The organism is Saccharibacillus sp. O23, assembly GCF_002205895.1.
GTDB lineage: Bacteria > Bacillota > Bacilli > Paenibacillales > Paenibacillaceae > Saccharibacillus.
This window is the reverse complement of the sequence record NZ_NJDE01000009.1, coordinates 389316-411284: the sequence shown is the minus strand read 5'-3', so window position 1 is coordinate 411284 and position 21969 is coordinate 389316. Positions and strand designations below refer to the sequence as shown.

Annotated in this window: 15 protein-coding genes and 1 tRNA gene; 3 read left to right on the top strand and 13 right to left on the bottom strand. The window is 56.1% G+C overall.

What is annotated here, in order from left to right; translation table 11 throughout:
- Positions 1-10 precede the first annotated feature (10 nt).
- The 6 genes from lon to CDO73_RS13785 form a co-directional block, all read right to left on the bottom strand.
- Positions 11-2377, bottom strand: coding sequence for an endopeptidase La (gene lon, locus CDO73_RS13810; protein ID WP_088489090.1), 2367 nt, complete (start codon positions 2375-2377; stop codon positions 11-13).
- Between the two features lie 308 nt (positions 2378-2685).
- Positions 2686-3816 (bottom strand): flavodoxin-dependent (E)-4-hydroxy-3-methylbut-2-enyl-diphosphate synthase, encoded by a 1131-nt coding sequence (ispG, locus tag CDO73_RS13805; protein WP_087801034.1) that lies wholly within the window; start codon positions 3814-3816, stop codon positions 2686-2688.
- 162 nt (positions 3817-3978) lie between these two features.
- Positions 3979-5232, bottom strand: a complete 1254-nt coding sequence (clpX, locus tag CDO73_RS13800) for an ATP-dependent protease ATP-binding subunit ClpX (protein WP_088489089.1) — start codon at positions 5230-5232, stop codon at positions 3979-3981.
- A 19-nt stretch (positions 5233-5251) separates the two neighbouring features.
- A complete protein-coding gene (gene clpP, locus CDO73_RS13795; RefSeq protein ID WP_088489088.1) occupies positions 5252-5842 on the bottom strand; it encodes an ATP-dependent Clp endopeptidase proteolytic subunit ClpP in 591 nt (196 codons plus the stop codon).
- A gap of 236 nt (positions 5843-6078) precedes the next feature.
- Complete coding sequence (gene tig / locus CDO73_RS13790) at positions 6079-7383, bottom strand: trigger factor (protein WP_088489087.1); 1305 nt, start codon at positions 7381-7383, stop codon at positions 6079-6081.
- Positions 7384-7533: 150 nt separating this feature from the next.
- Positions 7534-8427, bottom strand: coding sequence for a hypothetical protein (locus CDO73_RS13785; RefSeq protein WP_256972692.1), 894 nt, complete (start codon positions 8425-8427; stop codon positions 7534-7536).
- Between the two features lie 256 nt (positions 8428-8683).
- Between CDO73_RS13785 and CDO73_RS13780 the strand changes: the two genes are divergently transcribed.
- A tRNA-Arg gene (locus tag CDO73_RS13780) sits at positions 8684-8757 on the top strand.
- 83 nt (positions 8758-8840) lie between these two features.
- Here the strand turns inward: CDO73_RS13780 and CDO73_RS13775 are convergent.
- Both CDO73_RS13775 and CDO73_RS26970 read right to left on the bottom strand, forming a co-directional pair.
- Positions 8841-9434 carry a copper amine oxidase N-terminal domain-containing protein gene (locus CDO73_RS13775; protein WP_179218703.1) on the bottom strand — a complete coding sequence of 198 codons (594 nt, stop codon included), beginning with the start codon at positions 9432-9434 and terminating at the stop codon, positions 8841-8843.
- Between the two features lie 167 nt (positions 9435-9601).
- A complete protein-coding gene (locus CDO73_RS26970) occupies positions 9602-11008 on the bottom strand; it encodes a RidA family protein (RefSeq protein ID WP_218821626.1) in 1407 nt (468 codons plus the stop codon).
- Between the two features lie 334 nt (positions 11009-11342).
- Here CDO73_RS26970 and CDO73_RS13760 point away from each other — a divergent pair, with 334 nt between their 5' ends.
- Positions 11343-13334 carry a methyl-accepting chemotaxis protein gene (locus CDO73_RS13760; RefSeq protein WP_088489085.1) on the top strand — a complete coding sequence of 664 codons (1992 nt, stop codon included), beginning with the start codon at positions 11343-11345 and terminating at the stop codon, positions 13332-13334.
- A 97-nt stretch (positions 13335-13431) separates the two neighbouring features.
- Here CDO73_RS13760 and CDO73_RS13755 read toward each other — a convergent pair whose 3' ends face one another.
- From CDO73_RS13755 to CDO73_RS13735, 5 genes are all read right to left on the bottom strand, one after another.
- Complete coding sequence (locus tag CDO73_RS13755; protein WP_088489084.1) at positions 13432-15006, bottom strand: response regulator; 1575 nt, start codon at positions 15004-15006, stop codon at positions 13432-13434.
- Between the two features lie 2 nt (positions 15007-15008).
- Positions 15009-16898, bottom strand: a complete 1890-nt coding sequence (locus tag CDO73_RS13750) for a cache domain-containing sensor histidine kinase (protein ID WP_088489149.1) — start codon at positions 16896-16898, stop codon at positions 15009-15011.
- Positions 16899-17058: 160 nt separating this feature from the next.
- Complete coding sequence (locus tag CDO73_RS13745; RefSeq protein WP_088489083.1) at positions 17059-18726, bottom strand: extracellular solute-binding protein; 1668 nt, start codon at positions 18724-18726, stop codon at positions 17059-17061.
- A 110-nt stretch (positions 18727-18836) separates the two neighbouring features.
- Positions 18837-19724 (bottom strand): carbohydrate ABC transporter permease, encoded by an 888-nt coding sequence (locus CDO73_RS13740; protein WP_088489082.1) that lies wholly within the window; start codon positions 19722-19724, stop codon positions 18837-18839.
- A 27-nt stretch (positions 19725-19751) separates the two neighbouring features.
- Positions 19752-20717, bottom strand: a complete 966-nt coding sequence (locus CDO73_RS13735; protein ID WP_088489081.1) for an ABC transporter permease — start codon at positions 20715-20717, stop codon at positions 19752-19754.
- 248 nt (positions 20718-20965) lie between these two features.
- Here CDO73_RS13735 and CDO73_RS13730 point away from each other — a divergent pair, with 248 nt between their 5' ends.
- Positions 20966-21919, top strand: a complete 954-nt coding sequence (locus CDO73_RS13730) for a bifunctional helix-turn-helix transcriptional regulator/GNAT family N-acetyltransferase (RefSeq protein ID WP_088489080.1) — start codon at positions 20966-20968, stop codon at positions 21917-21919.
- Positions 21920-21969: the final 50 nt, after the last annotated feature.

Below are 21969 nucleotides of genomic sequence, written 5' to 3'. Positions count from 1 at the left end.
TTCAATGGGCTTAATGCGTTTGCGCGGCGGCTTCCGTATCCGCTTGAGCCGATCCGGCCAACAACGCGTGTTCGAGCACCTGATCCATATGCGAGACGGGCACGAACTGCACCGCTTCTTTCACGCTGTCCGGAATATCGCGCAGATCCCGTTCGTTGTCGGCGGGAAGCAGCACTTTGGTATATCCCGCACGGTGAGCCGCAAGCGACTTCTCTTTGAGGCCGCCGATCGGCAGAACGCGGCCGCGAAGCGTGACTTCGCCGGTCATGGCGACGTCTTTGGATACCGGCCGTCCCGTCAGCGCCGAGATCAGCGCGGTAGCGAGCGTAATGCCGGCCGAAGGTCCGTCTTTGGGAACGGCGCCTTCCGGAATATGAATATGCACGTCGTTTTTCTCGTGGAACTGTCCGTCGATGCCGAGCTGCCGAGCCCGGGAACGGGTATAACTGAACGCCGCTTGAGCGGATTCTTTCATGACGTCGCCCAGTTTGCCGGTGAGGGTCAGTTTGCCGCTGCCCGGCAGTACGCTGACTTCGATCGTCAACGTCTCGCCGCCGACTTCGGTCCATGCCAGCCCCGTCGCGCTGCCGACCTGATCTTCCGCTTCGGCGAGGCCGTAACGGAATCTCGGATTGCCGAGGTATTCTTTTAACGATCCTCGAGTCACTTCGACCGTTTCGCGGACTCCCGATACCAACTGCTTGGCCGCTTTGCGGCAGATCGCGGCGATCTGCTGTTCGAGATTGCGGACGCCCGACTCGCGCGTATATTCGCGAACGATCTGGAGCAGCACTTCTTCCGGCAGATCCAACTTTTCTTCGTCCAGACCATGTTCCCGTTTTTGCTTCGGCAGCAAATAGCGTTTGGCGATCTCGAGCTTCTCCAACTCCGTATAACCGGGGATGTTCAAGACTTCCATCCGGTCCAGCAGCGGACGCGGAATCCCCTGCAGCATGTTGGCCGTCGTCACGAACATCACTTTCGACAGATCATAAGGAATCTCGACGAAATGGTCGCTGAACGTATTGTTCTGCTCGGGATCGAGCACTTCGAGCAGCGCGGCCGACGGATCTCCCCGGAAGTCCGACGCCATCTTATCGATCTCGTCGAGCAGGAATACCGGATTGCTGCTGCCGGCGGTGCGCATGCCTTGCAGGATGCGCCCCGGCATGGCGCCTACGTAGGTCCGGCGATGACCGCGGATCTCCGCTTCGTCTCGCACGCCTCCCAGCGAGATGCGCACGAATTCCCGGCCGAGCGAACGCGCGATCGAACGGGCCAACGAAGTTTTGCCGACGCCCGGAGGCCCTACCAGACACAGAATCGGTCCTTTGAGCTTCTTGACGAGCTGCTGAACGGCCAGATATTCCAACACGCGCTCTTTGGGCTTCTCGAGGCCGTAATGATCTTCGTTCAGAATGTCTTCGGCCCGAACGATATCCAGTACGTCTTCGGTCTCTTTGCTCCACGGAAGCGCCAACAGCCAATCGACATAACCGCGAATGATGCCGCCTTCGGCGGCGCTGGTCGGCATCCGTTCCAGACGGTCGATCTCTTTCTTGATCCGCTCGTGCACTTTCTCCGGGAAATTCCCGTTCTCCAGTTGTTCGCGCAGTTCTTCGACCTCGCCTGCCCGGCCTTCCTTCTCGCCCAACTCTTTTTGAATCGCCTTCATTTGCTCGCGCAGGTAATATTCCTTCTGCGTTTTCTCCATCTGCTTCTTCACGCGCTGGCCGATCTTGCGTTCCAGCTCCAGCACTTCGCGTTCGTTATTCAGCAGATCGAGCAGCTTCTCCAGGCGCGCGCGGAATTCTACCGTTTCGAGAATCGCCTGCTTGTCTTTGATCTTGAGCGGAAGATGGCTCGTGATCACGTCGGCCAGTCGACCCGGCTCGTCGATGTCCGATACCGCGGCAAGCGTCTCGGGAGTAACCTTTTTGGATAAATTGATGTAATGTTCGAATTGAGTGAGCACGGTACGCATCAACGCGTCGATCTCCGGATCTTCCGCGTCGGGTTCGGGCAGTTCGCGGGCATACACTTCGTAGAATTCGGTATTGTCCTCGATATACTCCAACACTTCGGCGCGTTCCAGACCTTCGACCAATACACGAATCGTGCCGTTCGGCAGCTTAAGCATCTGTCTGACTTTGGCTACCGTCCCGATTCGGAATATATCATCCTGCGCCGGTTCCTCGATATTCACCTCGGATTGCGAGCAGAGAAGAATCAAATGATCGTCGACCATCGCCTTTTCCAGCGCCTTGACCGAGCGTTCCCGTCCGACATCCAGATGAAGCACCATACTCGGATAGACGAGAAGCCCCCGCAAAGGCAGCAACGGAAAACGGCGGTTTTTCTGTTTGTTCAATCCCATCGTTTTCACACCCCTCAAAAGGCTTGTCGCGCTTATCGCGTTTTATTTGGGCCACGCGATAAGCGGCATGCGGCATTTATTCGTGTGTTAAGTGTAGCATAGGAACATGCGAGGCACAAAGCGCGCAAAAAGGCGGTCTCTGCCGCCCTTCGTCCCAAAACTTCCGGTACAAAAAGGCGGCCTGCCGGGCTTTGCCGGCAAACCGCCTATAAGGTCATCCGATTGCGCCGACTCGCTTGAGCGACGCGGGTCTTGGCCGCCGCTGAAAGCAAGGCGACGCGGACCTCGGATCAAGAGTCGACAAGCTATTAAGCTTCGACTTTCGAAGCTTTCGGTTGATGACGTTCCTCGCGGCCCGGAATCTGTCCCGTTGCTTCATAAGCAACCACGATCGCGTCGATTTCTTTTTTCAATTCCTCGACCATATCGGCTTCGGGAACTTTACGGATCATCTTGCCGTAACGGAACAACAATCCTTCGCCGCGAGCTCCGGCGATGCCGATATCCGCTTCGCGCGCTTCGCCCGGACCGTTGACCGCGCAGCCGAGCACGGAGACTTTGATCGGAACTTTGATCTTGGAAATATATTCTTCGACTTCGTTCGCGATCGAGAACAAGTCGATATCCAGACGGCCGCAGGTCGGGCAGGAGACCAGCGTCGCCGCGTTCGTGATCAGACCGAAGGTCTTCAGCAGTTCGCGGGCGACTTTGACTTCTTCGACCGGATCGGCGCTGAGCGAGATGCGCACGGTGGAACCGATACCCATCGACAGCAGCGCGCCGATGCCGGCCGAACTTTTGATCGTGCCCGCATGCAGCGTCCCGGCTTCCGTGATGCCGAGGTGCAGCGGATAAGGAATGACCTGCGCGGCTTTGCTGTAAGCTTCGATAGCCATCGGCACGTCGGACGCTTTCAGCGAGACGATGATGTCGTGGAAATCGAGCTCTTCCAGAATTCCGATATGGAACAAGGCGCTTTCGACCATCGCGTCGGCTGTCGGATACCCGTACTTTTCGAGCAGATGGTTTTCGAGCGAACCCGCATTAACGCCGATCCGGATCGGAATACCTTTGTCTTTGCACGCTTTGACGACGGCTTCGACCTTCTCGCGTTTGCCGATATTGCCCGGATTGATCCGGACTTTATCGATGCCGTTCTCGATCGCTTTGAGCGCCAGCTTATAGTTGAAATGAATATCGGCGACCAGCGGAATATGAATGCGTTTCTTGATTTCTTTGATCGCGTCGGCGGCTTCGTCGTTATTGACGGTTACCCGCACGACCTGACAGCCGGCTTCTTCCAGACGAAGAATCTCGGCGACCGTCGCTTCCACATCGGCCGTCTTGGTCGTGCACATGCTCTGAATGATCACTTCGTCGCTGCCGCCAATAACCAGATTGCCCACTTTTACGGGCCGTGTCTGATGTCTTAAATACATTTCGTTCGACCTCCAAATCGGAACAAGCAAGATAACGTCCTTCACGGACGAGGAATACGGCATTTGCTGTCTTAGCGGCTATTCGTACTCATAACAAACCGGCCAAACCATCTATAGGGTTGACCGGCTCGGCATGAGACCTATGCGAAAGAAGAAAACGCCTTAGGCGCTTTCTTCCCGTTTTTTGTTTTTGGCGCCCAGTTCGGGCACGACTTTCTCGCGAACGACTTTCTCCGTGATGACGCATTCGGTCACGTCTTCGCGCGAAGGCACTTCGTACATGACGTCCAGCATCAAGCCTTCGATGATCGCTCTCAGACCGCGGGCACCGGTATTGCGTTTGATCGCTTCTTCGGCGATTGCGCGCAGCGCGGCGTCTTCGAACTCGAGATTGACGTTGTCCATCTCAAGCAGCTTCTTGTACTGCTTGGTCAGGGCGTTCTTCGGCTCGGACAGGATGCGAACCAGCGTCTCTTCGTCCAGCGGAGCCAGCGTCGAGATGACCGGGAGACGACCGACGAATTCCGGAATCAGACCGAATTTGAGCAGGTCTTCCGGCAGCGCCATCATCAGGTATTCGCCTGCTTTCAGATCGCGTTGGCCTTCGCCTTCGGCGTTGAAACCGATGACTTTTTTGCCGATCCGACGTTTGATCATTTGCTCGAGGCCGTCGAAAGCGCCGCCGCAGATGAACAAGATGTTCGTCGTGTCGATCTGAATGAATTCTTGATGAGGGTGTTTGCGTCCGCCTTGCGGAGGAACGGAAGCTACCGTACCTTCGAGGATTTTCAGCAGGGCCTGCTGAACGCCTTCGCCGGATACGTCGCGAGTGATCGAAGGGTTCTCCGATTTGCGCGCTACTTTATCGATTTCGTCGATATAGATAATGCCGCGTTCGGCTTTCTCCACATCGTAATCGGCAGCTTGAATCAGCTTGAGCAGGATGTTCTCCACGTCTTCACCGACATAACCGGCTTCCGTGAGGGAAGTGGCGTCCGCGATCGCGAACGGAACGTTGAGGATGCGGGCCATCGTTTGCGCGAGCAGCGTTTTACCGGAACCGGTAGGTCCGATCAACATGATATTGCTCTTTTGCAGTTCGACGTCTTCCGATTTGCTCTGCGCGTTGATCCGTTTGTAGTGGTTGTATACGGCAACGGACAAAGATTTCTTCGCTTGGTCTTGGCCAATGACGTATTGGTCGAGAATCGCGCGGATTTCTTGCGGCTTCGGAATGTCTTTCAGATCGACTTCCTCTTCATGCCCCAATTCCTCTTCGACGATCTCCGTGCAGAGTTCGATGCATTCGTCGCAAATATATACGCCGGGTCCGGCAACCAGCTTGCGTACCTGCTCCTGCGTTTTTCCGCAGAAGGAGCACTTCAGCTGACCTTTTTCTTCATTAAATTTAAACATCTAACCACCCCTTCGAGGATTAAGGATTAATCGGTCGCTCAAGAACTTTGTCGATCAGTCCGTAAGACTTCGCTTCTTCGGCGCTCATGAAGAAGTCGCGGTCCGTGTCCCGCTCGATTTTCTCAAGGGGCTGACCTGTCGTATCCACATAGATCTTGTTCAGCTTCTGCTTCGTCTTGATGATCCAATCGGTGTGGATCCAGATATCCGAAGCTTGTCCGCTAACGCCGCCGAGCGGCTGGTGAATCATCACTTCGCTGTTCGGCAGCGCGAAACGCTTGCCCGGCGCGCCCGCCGTCAGCAGAAGAGAGCCCATGCTTGCCGCCATCCCGACGCAGATCGTGGATACATCCGGCTTAATGTATTGCATTGTATCATATATACCCATGCCCGCAGTTACAGAACCACCGGGGGAGTTAATGTACAAGTAGATGTCTTTCTCGGGATCTTCCGCTGCCAGGAACAGCAGTTGGGCGATAATCAGGTTGGCTACGTGATCGTCGATCGCATCGCCAAGCAGAATGATCCGGTCCTTGAGCAGCCTCGAATAAATATCGTAAGAACGCTCGCCGCGGCTTGTAGATTCAACAACTGTAGGGACTAAACTCATGCGATCAACCTCGCTTTCTTGGAACAAAGTCTGAAGGAGCAGTGGACCTCTTCGGCCGTGCTTTTATCCTACGCTTCTAGTTTACCATTTTCAAATGCCGATGTCATTTTTCGCTGCAAGAAATCGCATCCCTAACCGGAACGAGAGCAAAAAACCTGCTTTTGGCAAGTACAAAACAAAAAGCAAGGCACGCATAAGATCATACGTGCCTTGCCTATCCAAGTCAAGTACTCGGCTTACTCAGCGGAAGCCGCGACTTCTTTGCTGTTTTCGAGCAGGAATTCGATCGTCTTGCGCAGAGCGATCTCGTCGTTCAGGCTAGCGAGCGAACCGTTAGCGCCGAGGATGCTGCGGATTTCGTCGATGCTGCGTTTGTACATGTCAGCCATCGTTTGCAGTTCTTTTTCGATGTCTTCTTCCGAAGCCGCGATGCCTTCTTCTTTGGCGATCGCTTCGAGAACGAGGTTGTTCAGTACGCGCTTCTCGGCATCGGATTTCATTTGTTCGCGCAGATCTTCAGCCGTTTGACCGGAGAAGCTCGTGTACATTTCCAGGTTCATGCCTTGTTGACGCAGACGGTTGTCGAAATCGCGCATCATGTTCTCGACTTCGCTGCTCACCATAGCTTCCGGAATTTCCACTTCTGCCGCCGCGGCAACCGCTTCGACTACCGCGTTTTCGCGCGCAGCGTCGTTTTCGCGTTTTTTGCGATCCGCGATTTGCGTTTTGAGGTCTTCTTTATATTCGTCGAGCGTTTCGAATTCGCTAACGTCTTTGGCGAACTCGTCGTCCAGCTCAGGAAGTTGTTTGCGTTTGATTTCGTGCAGTTTCACTTTGAACACGGCTTCTTTGCCGGCCAGTTCCGCCGCATGGTACGCTTCCGGGAACGTCACGTTGACGTCTTTGGAATCGCCCGTGGACATGCCTACGACCTGCTCTTCGAAGCCCGGGATGAACGAACCCGATCCGAGTTCGAGCGAATAGTTCTCGGCTTTGCCGCCTTCGAACGCTTCGTCGCCTACGTATCCGTCGAAGTCGATCGATACGACGTCGCCGTTCGCTGCCGCTTCGTCGTCAACCACGACGAGCTCGGCATGACGGTTCTGGAGACGTTCCAGTTCGGCCGCGATTTCTTCGTCGTTTACGTCGACTTCCGTTACCGGAACTTCGACGCCTTTGTATTCGCCCAGTTTCACTTCCGGCTTAACGATTACTTTCGCTTTGAATTTCAGCGTTTGGCCTTTGCCGAATTGTTCGATGTCGATTTCAGGACGATCGACCGGGAAGATTCCCGCTTCTTCTACCGCTTCGCTGTAAGCTTCCGGCAGCAGGATGTCGATGGCGTCGTTGTACAGGCTTTCCACGCCGAAACGCGCTTCGAAGATCGACCGCGGCACTTTGCCTTTGCGGAAGCCCGGAACGTTCGCTTTTTTCACGACTTTTTGGAATGCTTTATCAAGCGCGGCTTCAACGCGTTCTGCGGCTACTTCGACTTCCAGAACGCCAAGGTTTTTCTCGGTTTTTTCCCAACTTGCTGTCATATTGAGTATTCCCCTCCAACAATTAGCTATCAATTAAGTTAATTTAACATACTGCTTTCACGCTCGCAACAACCATACCATCATAACCAAATTCCCGCGGGATTTCAAGCGTCTGCACGCTTCCCGTCTCAAATGGAGCGCTTTCGCCCGTTATCCTCTCGCCATGCCGCCGCGCGAAAACGTCTTGAGCGCTTTTTCCGCGCGCTCGCAGCGGAATCGAAGTTCCCCCGTGATGCCGTACGCTTCCCGAATCTCTTCGGCCCGTCCTCCGCCTTCCACCGCTTCGGAAGCCTGCGCGTGAAGCGCGGCCGCCCAAGCGTCGAGTTCGTTCTCCTCGCCGCGGATCAGCACGGCATAATCGTTCGTGCCGTAAGACGCCATCATGAACTGCATCCACAGTTCCCGGGCGAAATAAAAGAGCGAAGGATCGCCGCTGTCCGTCTGATCGGCGACCCGGACCAGCACGTCGTCGACCGCGGGCGGAAATTCCTGAGGCGTCAGCGGCGTGCGTTCGATCTCCAATTCCAGCAAAGCGCCGTCGCGGCGCAGGGTAACGCCTCCCGACGCCCCTCGCCGGCGCAGCGTCTGAAGCACCCGGAATTGCAGCAGAGGATGCAGCGGCTCGTTCTCCAGCCAGTTCGCGAGCTCGGCGTCCGTATCGCTTCCTTCCAGATAAGCGAGCTGTTCCAGCGCGATCTGCCCTTTCTCGGTCAGCGGCTCCGCCTTCGCGCGGCGCAGCAGTTCCGCTTCGTAACCGGAATCCTCGCGCTGCTTCTCGAGCGTGCGGCGGCGCAGCGTCTCGGAACGGTCTTCCGGTTCTTCGCCGGCCAGCACGGCTTCGTTGCCGTAAGCATCTTCGGATCCTCCGGGAAAAGCGACGCGCAGCCAATCGAGCAGCGTGCTCCATTCTTGACGGCGCTGTTCGTTCTGGCCTTCGCAGCCGAGCAGAAATTCCAACGTCTCCATCGCTTCGCCGTAACGTTCGGTCTCCAGCATGCGGGTGACCTGTTCTTGATAATGGTCGACCGTTCGCGGGAGCAACACGACGCCTCCCCTGCCGGATTTTCGTGTCGAATCGATAAGTCAACCCTCCTTCCGCTCGCAAGATCATCGTGAGGCTAAATTATAGCACAATCGCGATTGCCGCGTCTTGCGGACTCCGAACGGAGAATTCGATGGAACGCGCAATATATAGGTAAGGAAACCGCGGCACATGTTCGCAGCAGACTTTTTCTCGAATTTGCTTGCATAATCGCCTCGTGCATGATATATTATTTTCTGTTCTGTTTTTCACTTTTTTGTCCCAGTAGCTCAGTTGGATAGAGCATGCGCCTTCTAAGCGCACGGTCGGGGGTTCGAATCCCTCCTGGGACGTAAAAGTTAAAAGGCACCCTTCGCGGGTGCCTTTTTCTATGTCCGGAATCCCGAGCTTTACGCGCTTGCGGTCGCCCGTTCGTTTACATCGACGGCGGCGTCGGCGGTTTGGGCGCGGTCGGTCCCGAAGGTCCGGAAGGCGAGGTCGGAGGGCGGGAAGGCGTCGAAGGATTGGACGGGTTCGAAGGCGACGTGCTCGAATTGCCCGAATTCGAAGACGACGCTTTGGTCAGCAGCACGCGATTGCCGTTCTTGTCCCATTTCAGATCGACATCCAGCAGATCGGCCGCCACGCGGACCGGGATCATCGTCTTGTTCTCGTAAGACAGCGGAGCGGCTTGCAGCGTGATGTTCTGCCCGTTGCGCCGGGCATCCCGGCTGCCCAACGTCAAGACGATGCGATCGTTACTGCCGCCGCCCGTGATCGTCACCGTTTTCCACGTCTTGTTGTAACGGAACGTATAACCGCCCAACGATTTGAGATCGGTCAGCGTCAGATAAGTCAGACCGTTCCGCACCATGACTTCTCCGGAAGCGATCCGCCCGTTTATGTACACGGTCGTCGCGGCGGCCGAAGCCGTGTTTCCGCCCGGCGCGGCCGCCAGAGGCGCGATCAGCGCGGCTATGGCGGCCGCGATCAGCGTCTTTTTGGCTTTTCCCTCGAAAATCCTGTTCATTTCGATGTATCCCCCTCTCGTCATACCGTTTTATAACCGCCCTAATCCCGCTTCAATCGATTCCGAACGCTTCCTTCCCGAAACGCGAAAAACCGCCCGCGCATGCGCGTCGGGCGGCCGAATCCGGCGATTCTTTTTCGATATACAGCCGAAAGGCTTGTTTGGTTCTATCGGGATTGCACCTTGTACGTATGTGTCTTATGAGGCGCATAGAACGTGCCTTCCACTTCGACGATATCGTCTTGGTTCAGACGGTCCACTTCGACGATCGTCCGCGGCGGATACGGTCCCGCTCCCCACAGCTCTTCCTGAATTTTGTTCACGATCGGACGATAGCGGTACATGTCCGTCGTATACACCACGATCCGCGTCGCGTCGCGCAGGCTCGCGCCTTCCGATTCCGCGATCGTCTGCATATTCGCAAAGGCTTGACGGATTCGCGTTTCTTCGCCGTCCACCAGCTTGTCGGTTGCCGGATCGATGCCGCGCATCCCCGCCACGTAAATATTTTCGCCTGCCCGGGTAGCCAGATTCCATGTGCCCGTCGGCCGGATCGCGCCTGCCGGAGTCAGCGTCTTCACGCCGTTCGGCGATACGTTGACGTCCGAGGACGAAGCAGCGCTTTTCGGGTTTTGCGGCGCATAGAACGTGCCTTCCACTTCGACGATATCGTCTTGGTTCAGACGGTCCACTTCGATGATCGTCCGCGGCGGATACGGTCCCGCTCCCCACAGCTCTTCCTGAATTTTGTTCACGATCGGACGATAGCGGTACATGTCCGTCGTATACACCACGATCCGCGTCGCGTCGCGCAGGCTCGCGCCTTCCGATTCCGCGATCGTCCGCATATTCGCAAAGGCTTGACGGATTCGCACTTCTTCGCCGTCCACCAGCTTGTCGGTCGCCGGATCGATGCCGCGCATGCCCGCCACGTACAGGTTGTCTCCCGCGCGAGTCGCGAGGTTCCATGTGCCCGTCGGCCGGATCGCGCCTGCCGGAGTCAGCGTCTTCACGCCGTTCGGCGACACGTTGACTTCGGAAGAAGCTTCTTGGCGAGGGCGGTCGACGCTGACGGGAGGCGCGTAGAACGTGCCTTCCACTTCGACGATATCGTCTTGGTTCAGACGGTCCACTTCGACGATCGTCCGAGGCGGATACGGTCCTGCTCCCCACAGCTCTTCCTGAATTTTGTTCACGATCGGACGATAGCGGTACATGTCCGTCGTATACACCACGATCCGCGTCGCGTCGCGCAGGCTCGCGCCTTCCGATTCCGCGATCGTCCGCATATTCAAAAACGCTTGACGGATTCGCGCTTCTTCGCCGTCCACCAGCTTGTTGGTCGCCGGATCGATGCCGCGCATTCCCGCTACATACACGTAGTCTCCCGCGCGCGTACCCAGATCCCACGTTCCGGTCGATTGAATCGCTCCCGGAGGCGACAGCGTTTGAACGCCGTTCGGCGATACCGAAGTCGGCTGCGCGAATGCGGCGCTTCCGTAAGCCGATAGTCCGATCTGCATGGCGACGGCTCCTGCCAAGATTTTCAGCATCGGTTTTCCTGCTTTCAACATTCTCCCCACTCCAAACCTTTGATCGTAACGGATTTCCCGTCCCGCCGGCCGGTTTTTTCTGTTTTTTCTATCCGGCAAGCAAGGAACAATATACCACATCGTTCCCGGGTGTCAATTTGATATAGGGATATTCGAATCGTTTCTATGCAAAATTCGAGCTATCTTCATCGTATAAATCGATAAAAATTCATTCAAACCTTAGGTATATAGAACCAATTCAGTTAGGAAAGCGAATACAAAACTAACGAATCGCAAAGCGGTCACCGACAATAGAAAAGCTTGCCGCCGAATATGCGAAAAAGCGGCCGAACAGATACATACAAGGGGGAGCACCATGAAAACCAAATCGATCGAACGAAAAAAAACGAAACGGACCTTCAGCATACGCACCCGGCTTTTTGCCGCTTTTTTGGTCATCCTGCTCATTCCGACCCTGACGTTGGGACTGATCTCGTATCAGAAGTCGAAAACCGAGATCACGGCACAGTTCATGAAAAATACGCGTCAGAGCGTCCAATCCGTGAACGATCAACTGACCGAAATGATCCGAACGAGCTTTGAAGATCTCGATTATCTGTCGCGAACGGTGAAAGGAAGCATGGTACAGGGCGATGCGAGTCCGCAGCTGCGGCAGATCCTCGATCCTATCAAAGCGGTCAAAGCCGAGTACACTTACGTTCAGTTCGCCACGTCGGGCGGCAAACTGCTCAACTCGCCCCAGCAGCAGTTCGACGCGGGTTTCGATCCGCGCGAACGTCAATGGTATAAAGACGCCGCGGCGCAAAAAGGAACGACGCTCGTCAACAGCCCGATCGTAGGTCAGGACGGCAACGTGATCGTCGTGCCTTCCAAAGCCAGCGAAGACGGAACCGGCGTGGTCAGCGTCGTGCTCAGCCTGAGCCATCTGGCGGATCAGACCAATGCGATCAAAGTCGGGGAAAACGGTTATGTCGCGATCCTCGATTCGAACAACGCTTATCTGACTCATCCGGAGATCGCCGCAGGCACCGAAAACGCCGAAGCCTATGTCGTGAAAATGGGAGATCGGACTTCGGGAGAAATCGAGTTCGCTTCCGGAAACGACGAAAAAATCGCCGTTTACGCGACCAACGAGCTGACCGGCTGGAAAATCGTAGGGCTGATCGATCGTTCGGAAATCGAAGCGGCCAACCACGGCATCCTGATCACAACGCTCATCGTTATCGTCTTGTCCGTCCTGCTCGGCACGCTGCTCACTTGGTGGGTCGTGCGCTCCATCAATAATCCGCTGAAGCAGCTTGTAGCGTCTACGCAAAAAATGGCCGGCGGCGAGCTCGGCGAAGAAGTTCCGATCGCTTCGAATGACGAGTTGGGCCGTCTGGCCGCTTCCGTCAACGAGATGCGCCAAAACCTGCGCGGGCTGATCGAACAGATCGGTTTCCATGCCGAACAGGTCGCCGCGACGTCGGAAGAGCTGTCTGCCAGCGCCGAACAGACCCGTGCCACTTCCGACCATATCGCCTCTTCCATCCAAGAGATCGCCGACGGATCGGAACGTCAGGTGCACAGTTCTCAGGACTTTGCCCGTTCGGCCCGCGAAATCTCCGGCGGCATGGAAGGAGCGGCTTCGTCGATCCAATTCGTGTCCGAGCTGACCGGCATCACCAACGGCAAAGCGCAGGAAGGCAGCGGCGTGGTCCGTCAGACGGTCGAACAGATGCAGCTGATTCAGGCTTCGACCACAGACGCCGCGGAAGTCGTCAACACGCTGGGACGGAAAACGAGCGAAATCGGCACGATCGTCGGACTGATTACGCAGATCGCTTCGCAAACGAACCTGCTGGCGCTGAACGCGGCGATCGAAGCGGCGCGCGCCGGCGAACACGGACGCGGCTTCGCGATCGTGGCGGACGAAGTGCGCAAGCTGGCCGAACAATCGGCAGGCGCGGCGGGCAGCATTACGTCGCTGATCGGCGAGATTCAAGCCGAGTCGGAACGAGCGGTCCGTTCGATGAACGAAGGTACCCGCGTCGTGGAAGAAGGCATCCAGATGGTCTCGCTGACAGGTTCGGCTTTCGAAGACATTCTCGGCTCTATCGGCCGAGTTGCCGACGAAGCTTCGGCCGTGGCCGCCATCGTGGAGCAGGTCAATATCAGCTCGACGAGAATGGTCGAAGGCGTCGAAGATATGGCGGACATCGCCGCTCAGGCTTCGGGCAGTACCCAGAACGTCGCCGCCTCCACTCAGCAGCAGAGCGCTTCGATGGCGGAAGTATCGCATTCTTCGGAAGCGCTCAGCCGCATGGCTCAGGAGCTGCAGGAAGCGATCGGCAAATTCAGCGTATGACGTTTGCCCCGCAACGACTCCGGACATAGTAAAGCCCGCGAACCTAGACGGTTCGCGGGCTTTTTTGCGCGCGGCGGGAGACTGCGGCGCAGCGTCTTCAGCAGTATTCCTGCGCATGCACTTTGCTCCGGTATTCGTTCGGCGATATGCCTTCGAGTTCCTTGAATACGCGCGCGAACTGTTTGGCGTTCTCGAATCCTACCGCTCCGCCGACTTCGACGACTTTGAGGTCACGCCGGGCCAGCAGCGCTTTCGCGCGCTCGATCCGTACCTTTTTGAGATAGACGACGAAACTTTCTCCGGTATACGCTTTGAACGCTTCGCTGAAATACGAATAATTGAGCGATACGTGATTGCTGACCGTCGCCATATTCAGCGGGCGGGCATAGTTGGCTTCGATAAACGCGACCGCTTCCCGCAGATTGTCGTTGTCGTTCTCCGAATAGGCCAACCGGACCTGCTTGATATAATCGTTCAGGCTGGACAACAGGTTTTCGAGACTCCGGAAATAATCGTGGAAGTAGCGGAAGTTGTTCCAATCGCCGACCTTGCGGTAAAGTTTGAGCACTTCGATCGAAGCTTCGCCGTAGCGGCGAAAAATCTCGTCCAACACCTTCTCGTTAACGAGACGAGCCGTCTGCTCGATATAGGCGATATCGATACGGGCCATCTGATCGATGCGGAAAATGCGGTACAGCAGTTCATTGATTTCCCTTTTGCGGTCCGTGCCGAGCAGATTGCCGAGCAGCCGGATTTCTTCTTCCGGAGGCGCGAACATCAACCGGCCGTTTTCGATCGCGCGCGCTTCGACCAGATGGACGCCGGGATGCAAAAAGGTATATTGCAGCGCCCGGCAGGCGGAGCGGTAGCTTCCGGGCAGTTGGCGCAGTTCGACGCCCGGGATGCCGACGCCGACCAACAGCCCTCCCAATTCGCGTTTCTCCGCCAATTCGGCCAATCGGGCAAAACGTTCGGCCGACGGGTCGATCAGCACAAGGCGGCCGTCGCGGTCCCACAAAGCGGCTTCGTAGGCGCACTTGGGCGAACCGTCCAAACGTTCGACCACGGCCTCCAATTCTTCCCGGCTCATGCTGCCGCCCTGCTCGTAACGATAAGTGACGACTGCCAGCGCGAAAGGAAAAGTCAGCCCCGCTTCCGAAGCACCCAGATCGTGCAAACGCTCTTCGATCCCTTCTTCTTCGGTTTCGAGCAGTTGGCCCAGATAGGCCAGGCGAAGACGCTCCTTGTAATCCAGAGCGGCGTCGATCCGTTCCGACGCGGAATCGCGCCGATCCAGTTCTTCCATCGCGCGTGCCAACGCTTCGAACAAGTCTTCGCGACGAATCGGCTTGAGCAGATAGTCCCGGACCTGATAACGAATCGCCGTCTTGGCGTACTCGAATTCGTCGTATCCGCTCAGCACGAGCACGACCGGGCCTTCGGAAGCGGGCTGCTGCTTGCGCAATCGGCCCAGCAGTTCCATGCCGTCCATGACCGGCATTCGGATATCCGTAATGACGATATCGGCCGGATGCTGCTCATGCGATTCCAGAGCTTCTTTGCCGTTGGCCGCAAGCCGAATCTCGCATGCGTCTCCCAGTTCCCGCGCGATCATGACCTGCAAGCCGTAGCGAATATTTTTCTCGTCGTCGACGATCAACAGTCGTCTCATTTCTATTCTCCCCCTCCGGTAAGCAGCACTTTCGGAATCGTCAGCACGACGCTGGTGTAGGCGCCTTCTCCGCTCTCCAACGACAAGCCGTATTCTTCGCCGTAAAACAGCCGGATGCGCTGATGAACGTTTCGCAGACCGATGCCTCCGAGCTTGACTCCCGTGTAAGCCGCACCCGGACCGTTCCCTTCGGCGCTCCGGATTTCTTCATTTAATTCCGCTAAACGGCGCTCGTCGAGTCCTGCCCCGTTATCGGTCATGCGGATCTCGATCTTGGACTCTTCGGCTTCCCGCACTTCGATTCGGAACTGCCTGCGCTCTTGTTCGCCGAAATGCTGCCAAGCATGCTTGACCGAGTTCTCCACGACCGGCTGGAGCGTCATCTTCAGAATCTCCAGTTCCAAATAAGCTTTCGGAATATCGCAGCTCAGTTCGATCGGCGCATCGAAGCGGATATTCATCACTTCGATGTAATTTTCGATATGGCGGATTTCGTCTTTGAGTTTGACGTATTCGCCCGTCCATTTGAAATTGTAGCGCATCATGCCGCCGAGCGAAGTCAGCGCGTCGGAGATCCGCCGTTGATCCTCGATTTCGGCGAGCATCTTGATATTTTCGAGCGTATTGTAGAGAAAATGCGAATCGATCTGATTATAGAGCGTCCGCAGTTCCGCCTCTTTCATCAGCGCCTGCTTGCGGACGGCTTCCGCGATCAGTTCGTTGATCGTCAGCGTCATTTTGTTGAAATGGCGGGCCAGGTCGCCGATCTCCCCGCCGCCGCTGATCCGGAGCGAAGGTTGAAGTTCGCCTTTGCGCACTTGCTTCATGGCGTCCGCGAGCTGCTTGAGATTTTTGAGGATAAAAGAGTTCAGAATATAGGTCAGCAGAGCCAGCACCAAAATAAAACCGATATTGGCGTAGATCAGCATGCTTCGCGTACGGTTGAGATCTTTCAACACTTTCTCCAGCGATACCGCGTTCAGCAGGTAAGCGTCCATCCGGTCGACGGGCGTATACATCATCAGGTAAGACTCGCCGCCTTGCTCGTAACGGAAAAAGCCGTCTTCGACCGGATGCGTGTCGCCCTCGCCGCGCAGTCCTCGCAGGCGCGACACCGCGTAGGCGATTGCCGGAGAATCAGGAGGCAGCGATGCCTCTTCGAGGCGCGTGTAGACGTTATCGGCGGTTACCAGCAGCATCTGCGAACCTTCTTCTTGAAGCTCTCCGAACGTTCGGGGCGAAAATTGATCGAGGCGCATATCGACTTGGACCGTGCCCGTATGGGTATCCGCCGGCAGATTGACCTCGCGCAGCAAAGAAAGCTTGGGCGGATCGTTTTCGGCTCCGCCGACGTCCTGCCGGGCTTCGTACGGTTGAAAATACCAAGCTTGACGGTCGCCCAATCCTTTGACCAGAGAAAACCACGGCTGCTTCGCGATCCGGCTCTCGCGGTAAATGACCGGCCAGATCTCGTAGTTCCGTTCGTTCGCCGTATACAGCCGAAGATGCAGAATCGCCGGATTGTTGATCTGGATTCGGGCCAGATTCACGTAAGCCGTGTTATTGAAGTCGACTAGTTCGGCGGTGGACGGATCGCTTTCTTCGGTCAGATAACGGCGCACGTTCTGATCCGAGAGCGGAAGCTGCGCGGCGCGTTCCATCGTTTCGATCTGGTTCACGATGACCTGCTTCTCGCTCTGCATCAAATAATTGCTTTTGACGCGGGCGTCTTCGATATAACTGCTGCGGATGTCCGTATACAAATAAGCGGACAGCAGCGTGCTGGGAATCAGGATCAGCAGCGCGTAAGCGACCACCAAACGGCTTTGCAGCGAAAGCTTATGCATCCGGCGGCGGATCGCGTCAGCCGCGTCTTGCCATCTTTGTCTCATGGTCTTGCCGGCCTCCATTGTATCCGTTTCCATTATGGCGAGCTCTCCTATCATAGCCCAAAAACGACCTCGGAATCCACCGGTAAGCGGAGAACGAGGTCGTTCGGACTACTTTGAATGATGCCGGATTCGGAACGCGCCGCTTATCGGAACAGAAGGCTTATTTGATGCCGAGCTTTTGCAGATTCTTCTCGTATTCCGTCTGTTGGTAAGCTTGAACTTCGGCCAGTCCGGTCGATTCGCGTTTGGCTTGATAATCGCTCCACAGCTGATCGAATTCGGCGTCGGAAGGCGCCATCAGCAGCTTGGGCAGCGTCTTGCCCCACAGTTGGCCGAGCTTCGTATTGGCAATGCCTTCCTTCGAGTTGCCCGTAGGATTGATCTGGTCGAATTGGGAAGCGCTGACCGTCTTGCCGCGCGTCCAATCGGCCATTTGTTTGAACGGAGCGACCGCTTCCGGCGCCCATTGGTCGGTGACGTTCGTGTCCATCATCATCCAGTATTTATGCGAAGCGCCGTATTTCGTATCGAAAGCCGCACGGTCTTTGTTCAGCAGCTCCAGAACTTCCGGTTTGAATACGGGTTTGTCGCCTTGCATGTCGTACGTGACGCCTTCTTCGCCCATGTACAGGTCGCGTTGTCCTTCTTCGCTGGTCAGGTATTCCAAGAAGCTGATCGCGCGGGCTTTGTCTTTGACGTCTTTGGAGATGAGCGTCAGCGTCCAACCGGAGATGACCGGACCGGACAACGTCGCTTGATCCATAGCCGCGTTGGACGGGCCGTCGACCGCGATGTAGACGGAATTCGGGTCTTTCGAGAACAGCACGTTCTGCGGGTTGCTGAAGTCGCTGCGTTGATACATCATGGCGAAGTAACGGCCTTGCGCGATCTTCTCTTCCATTTGCGCGCGTTTGTCGATGAAGACGTCTTTGGCGAGCAGTCCGTCTTGGTTGGCTTGACGGAACACTTTCAGCCATTTGATGTATTCCGGATCGGTCTGACGGTCGTACAGCTTGCCGTCTTTTTCCTGCGGGATCGCGAGGAAGTTCTGCAAATACCCTTCCAGCGAGTAGTTGCCGTTATCCGTGAATTCGTGCAGTCCGATCGGAATCAGCGGCTGGCCGTTCACTTCCGGGAACTTTTCTTTGGCGGCTTTGAGCGCGGCCAAGAATCCTTCCGGCGTGCGCATATCCGGGCTGCCGATCGCTTCGTACATGTCTTTGCGGACGACGAAGGTCTGGTTGGAGATGTAATTGTCGCCGTACTTCTCGAAATCGGCCGGCGAAGACGAAGCGTTCGGGTAGCCGTACACGTTGCCGTCTTCCTGCGTGTACCAAGACAGTTTGGCCGGATCGGCCACGTTCGAGATGAAGTACGGATCGTATTTCTCCGCCAGTTCGTTCAGCGGCAGTACCAGCTTGCCTTCGATCATTTTCTTGACCGCGTCGTCGCTCCAAGCGATGGTCACGAAGTCCGGCAGTTTGCCGGAAGCGATCATCGTGTTCATTTTTTCCGCTTCGTTGCCGGCCGGAACCACGAAGTTCAGATTGACGCCGGTCTTTTTGGTGACGTATTGGCTGGTCAGGTCTTTGCCCCAATCCGTACCCGTGTACCATGCGAAGTTGATGTACCAATCGAAGGTGATCGGCGAGGTGTCGTTTTGCCAACCCGGTTTGCTCGGATCGACGGCTGCCGCCTGTTCCGCTTCTTTTTTGGAATCCGTGCCGTTCGCCGCCGATTTGGAATCGCCGCCCGACGAGCAGGCCGTGCTGAAGATCATCAGCATCGATGCCAGAAGAAGCGAGATTCTTTTGCCTTTTTTGCCCATGGATTTACCCCTTTTCTATTATGTGTTAAGATGCGCCGAACCCCTGCTGCTGTATGTGAACATGAAGCGTGAAACCGGTAAAAGTCTGTGAATCGAAGAAGGAAAACAGCTTAACCTTTGATCGAGCCGATCATCATGCCTTTGACGAAATACTTTTGCAGGAACGGATAGACGAACACGATCGGCGCGGTCGTCACGACCATCGTCGCGAGCTTGATCGATTGCGAAGTGACCGAACGCGCCACTCCGCCCGGCACCGCCGCCATCATCTGGTTGGAGCTGGATTCGGCCACGACCCGGTACAGATAAGTCTGGATCGGCTGCAAATCCGTATTGTTGATGTAGATCATGCCCGTAAAGTAATCGTTCCATTGGTAGACGCCGTGGAACAGCGCGATCGTCGCGAGTACCGGCATCGAGACCGGCAGCACGACTCTTAAGAAGATCGACCAGTCGTTGGCTCCGTCGATGCGGGCCGCTTCTTCCAGTCCTTCGGGAATCTCCCGGAAGAACGTCATGAAGATGATGAGGTCGAAGAAGCTGAACAGCACCGGGATGATGTAGACCAAGAAATTATCGAGCAGATGCAGATCCCGGATCAACAGATAAGTCGGAATCAACCCGCCGCCGAAGAACAACGTAACCGTTCCCAGCAGAATATAGAATTTGCCTCCGATCAACCCCCGACGGGAGAACGCGTAAGCAACCATCGCGGTGAAAAAGACGTGGGCGACGGTACCGATCAGCGTTTTCGCGACGGTGATGCCCATCGCGATCATGATGCCTTCGCTTCGGAACACCGCGCCGAAGTTTTCGAGGCTGAACATCCGCGGCCACCAGTAGATGCCTCCGCTCATCGCGTCCGAACCGTCGTTGAACGCGTTGACCAGCACGTACCAGATCGGATAGATCGTGACGAAGCAGATCAGCGTCATGACGATCACGTTCGCCGCGTCGAAGATCGCTTCTCCCCTCGTTTTGCGTTTTAATGTCAACATATCGGGTTTCCTCCTTCCGCGCTTATTTTAGAACAGCGACGTATTATTCAATTTTTTGGTGACGCCGTTAGCGATCAGCAGCAGAATCAAAGCGATAATCGACTTCAGCAATCCGACCGCGGCCGAATACGAGAAGCGGGCCTGCTGGATACCGGTCTGGTAGACGTAGATATCGACCACGTTGCTGGCGCTCTCGTTCAGCGAGTTGCGCAGCACGAGAATCTGATCGAAGTTCGAGTTCAGCACGCCGCTGACCGCGAGAATGAACAGAATCGCGATCGTCGGGCGAATATTGGGCAGCGTCACGTAGAACATTTTCTGGAATCTGCCGGCTCCGTCGATGGTCGCCGCCTCGTATTGTTCCGGCGACACGCTCGCCATCGCCGCCAGATAGATGATGGCCGACCAACCGAGTTCTTTCCAGATATCCGAAGTGATCACGATGCCCCAGAAATATTTCGGTTCCGCGAGATAAGAGATCGGTTCGCTGATCAGTCCGAGGCCCATCAGCACGTTGTTGACGATGCCGACGTCGGCGAGCCAAGTCGCCAGAATGCCTCCGAGGATAACCCACGACAAGAAGTGCGGCAGATAAGAGATGGTCTGCACGGTCTTCTTGAAGCGCACCGAACGCAGCTCGTTGAGGAACAAAGCAAAGATGATCGGCAGCGGGAATCCGATGATCAGCTTGATCAAACTGATGCCGAGCGTGTTGCGCACCACGTTGGCGAATTCGTCGTCTTGGATAAACTCTTTGAAATTGTCCAGACCGACCCACGGCGCGTTCGAGATCGAATCGACGATATTATACTCTTTGAACGCGATGATGATGCCGTACATCGGCACGTAATTGAAGATGATCATCCAAGCGACGCCGAGCAGCGCCATCACCTGCAAATGCCGCTGCTGCAGCAGCTTTCTCCACCATTTGCGCGCCCTGCCGTCCCGGTCCGACGGCACCTCCGAGGCGCCCGTCGTTATTTTTCTCTCCATCTTCCGGCCCCCTCCAACCTTTCGGTCGGTTTTTGTAAGTGCTTTCATTCATGAGTTAATTGTATCTTGCCCGACTTGATCGGATAAGGTTCCGATTTTCATGTCCGAGGGTCAGAATTTCGGGTGCATCTTTGCCGATGTCTTCATTCCTTTCTCCCTTTCTTGTTATAATCGGGTAGAGCCGTCTAACTCTTCTACCTCTACAACCGGCAAAACGGCTCGGACAGGCCGGAGAAGGAAGTGACCCGATGCCAGACCCGATGATATGGAAACAACGTATTGAAGTTCTTCGCGCTTTTAATTATAGCGAGACGACGCAAGCCGGCGTGCTCCGCGAGCGCCTGCTGCACAGTTCCTATTCGCTCACCGAATCGCGGATCATTCTGGAGGTCTCCAGACGGTCGCGATTGACGGCTACCGACCTCAGCCGCAATATGGGCCTGGATCCCGGCTATCTCAGCCGTCTGTTGAGCCGGCTCGAATCCGGCGGCGTCATCGAACGCTCGCGAAGCGAAAGCGACGGCCGCAGCCGCGTGCTCCGCTTGACCGGCGACGGCGCCCGAATCGCGGAACTGCTGAATCGCCGGGTCGACGACGACGTGGCCGAATATCTGGCGGGATTCTCCGATCGGGATCAGGCCCGCTTGATGGACGCGATCCGCACGATCGAACAGATCAACGACAGCCGGGCGCAGAACGTTCCCCGAGGGCGTTACTTTCTTCGGGAAGCCGAACCTTCGGACGCGGAACGGATCTCGCGCTCTTACGAGGCGCTGTTCGAACAGACTTTCGGGCCGATGGAAGAAGGCTTCTTGGAGGCGCTGACCGACACGACTTCGCAATTGTTCGATTCCGGAGGACAGGCGCCGGGCCGATGTTGGATCGCGGAGATGAACGGAGAATGCGCCGGATCGCTGATTCTCGAACCTCTGGACGAAGGCCGGATGCATATCAAGTTGTTTATGGTCGAATCCAAACGGCGCGGCCTCGGCATCGGCGGAAGCCTGCTCGACGAAGCCGTGCGTTATGCCCGAAACAGCGGCTGCGGCGAACTGCTGTTATGGTCGGTTCGCAATCAGCGCCGTTTGCAAAATTTGTTGTCCGGACGCGGCTTCAAGCTGCTCGACCGTCCTAACGTGTCGTATTACGGCATCCGTTTCGACGTGGAACGTTGGATGCTCCCGCTTGAACGCAAATCTTGAATCCGAAACCGTCTGCCGAGACCGAACTCGCGGACGGTTTTTGCGCGTTT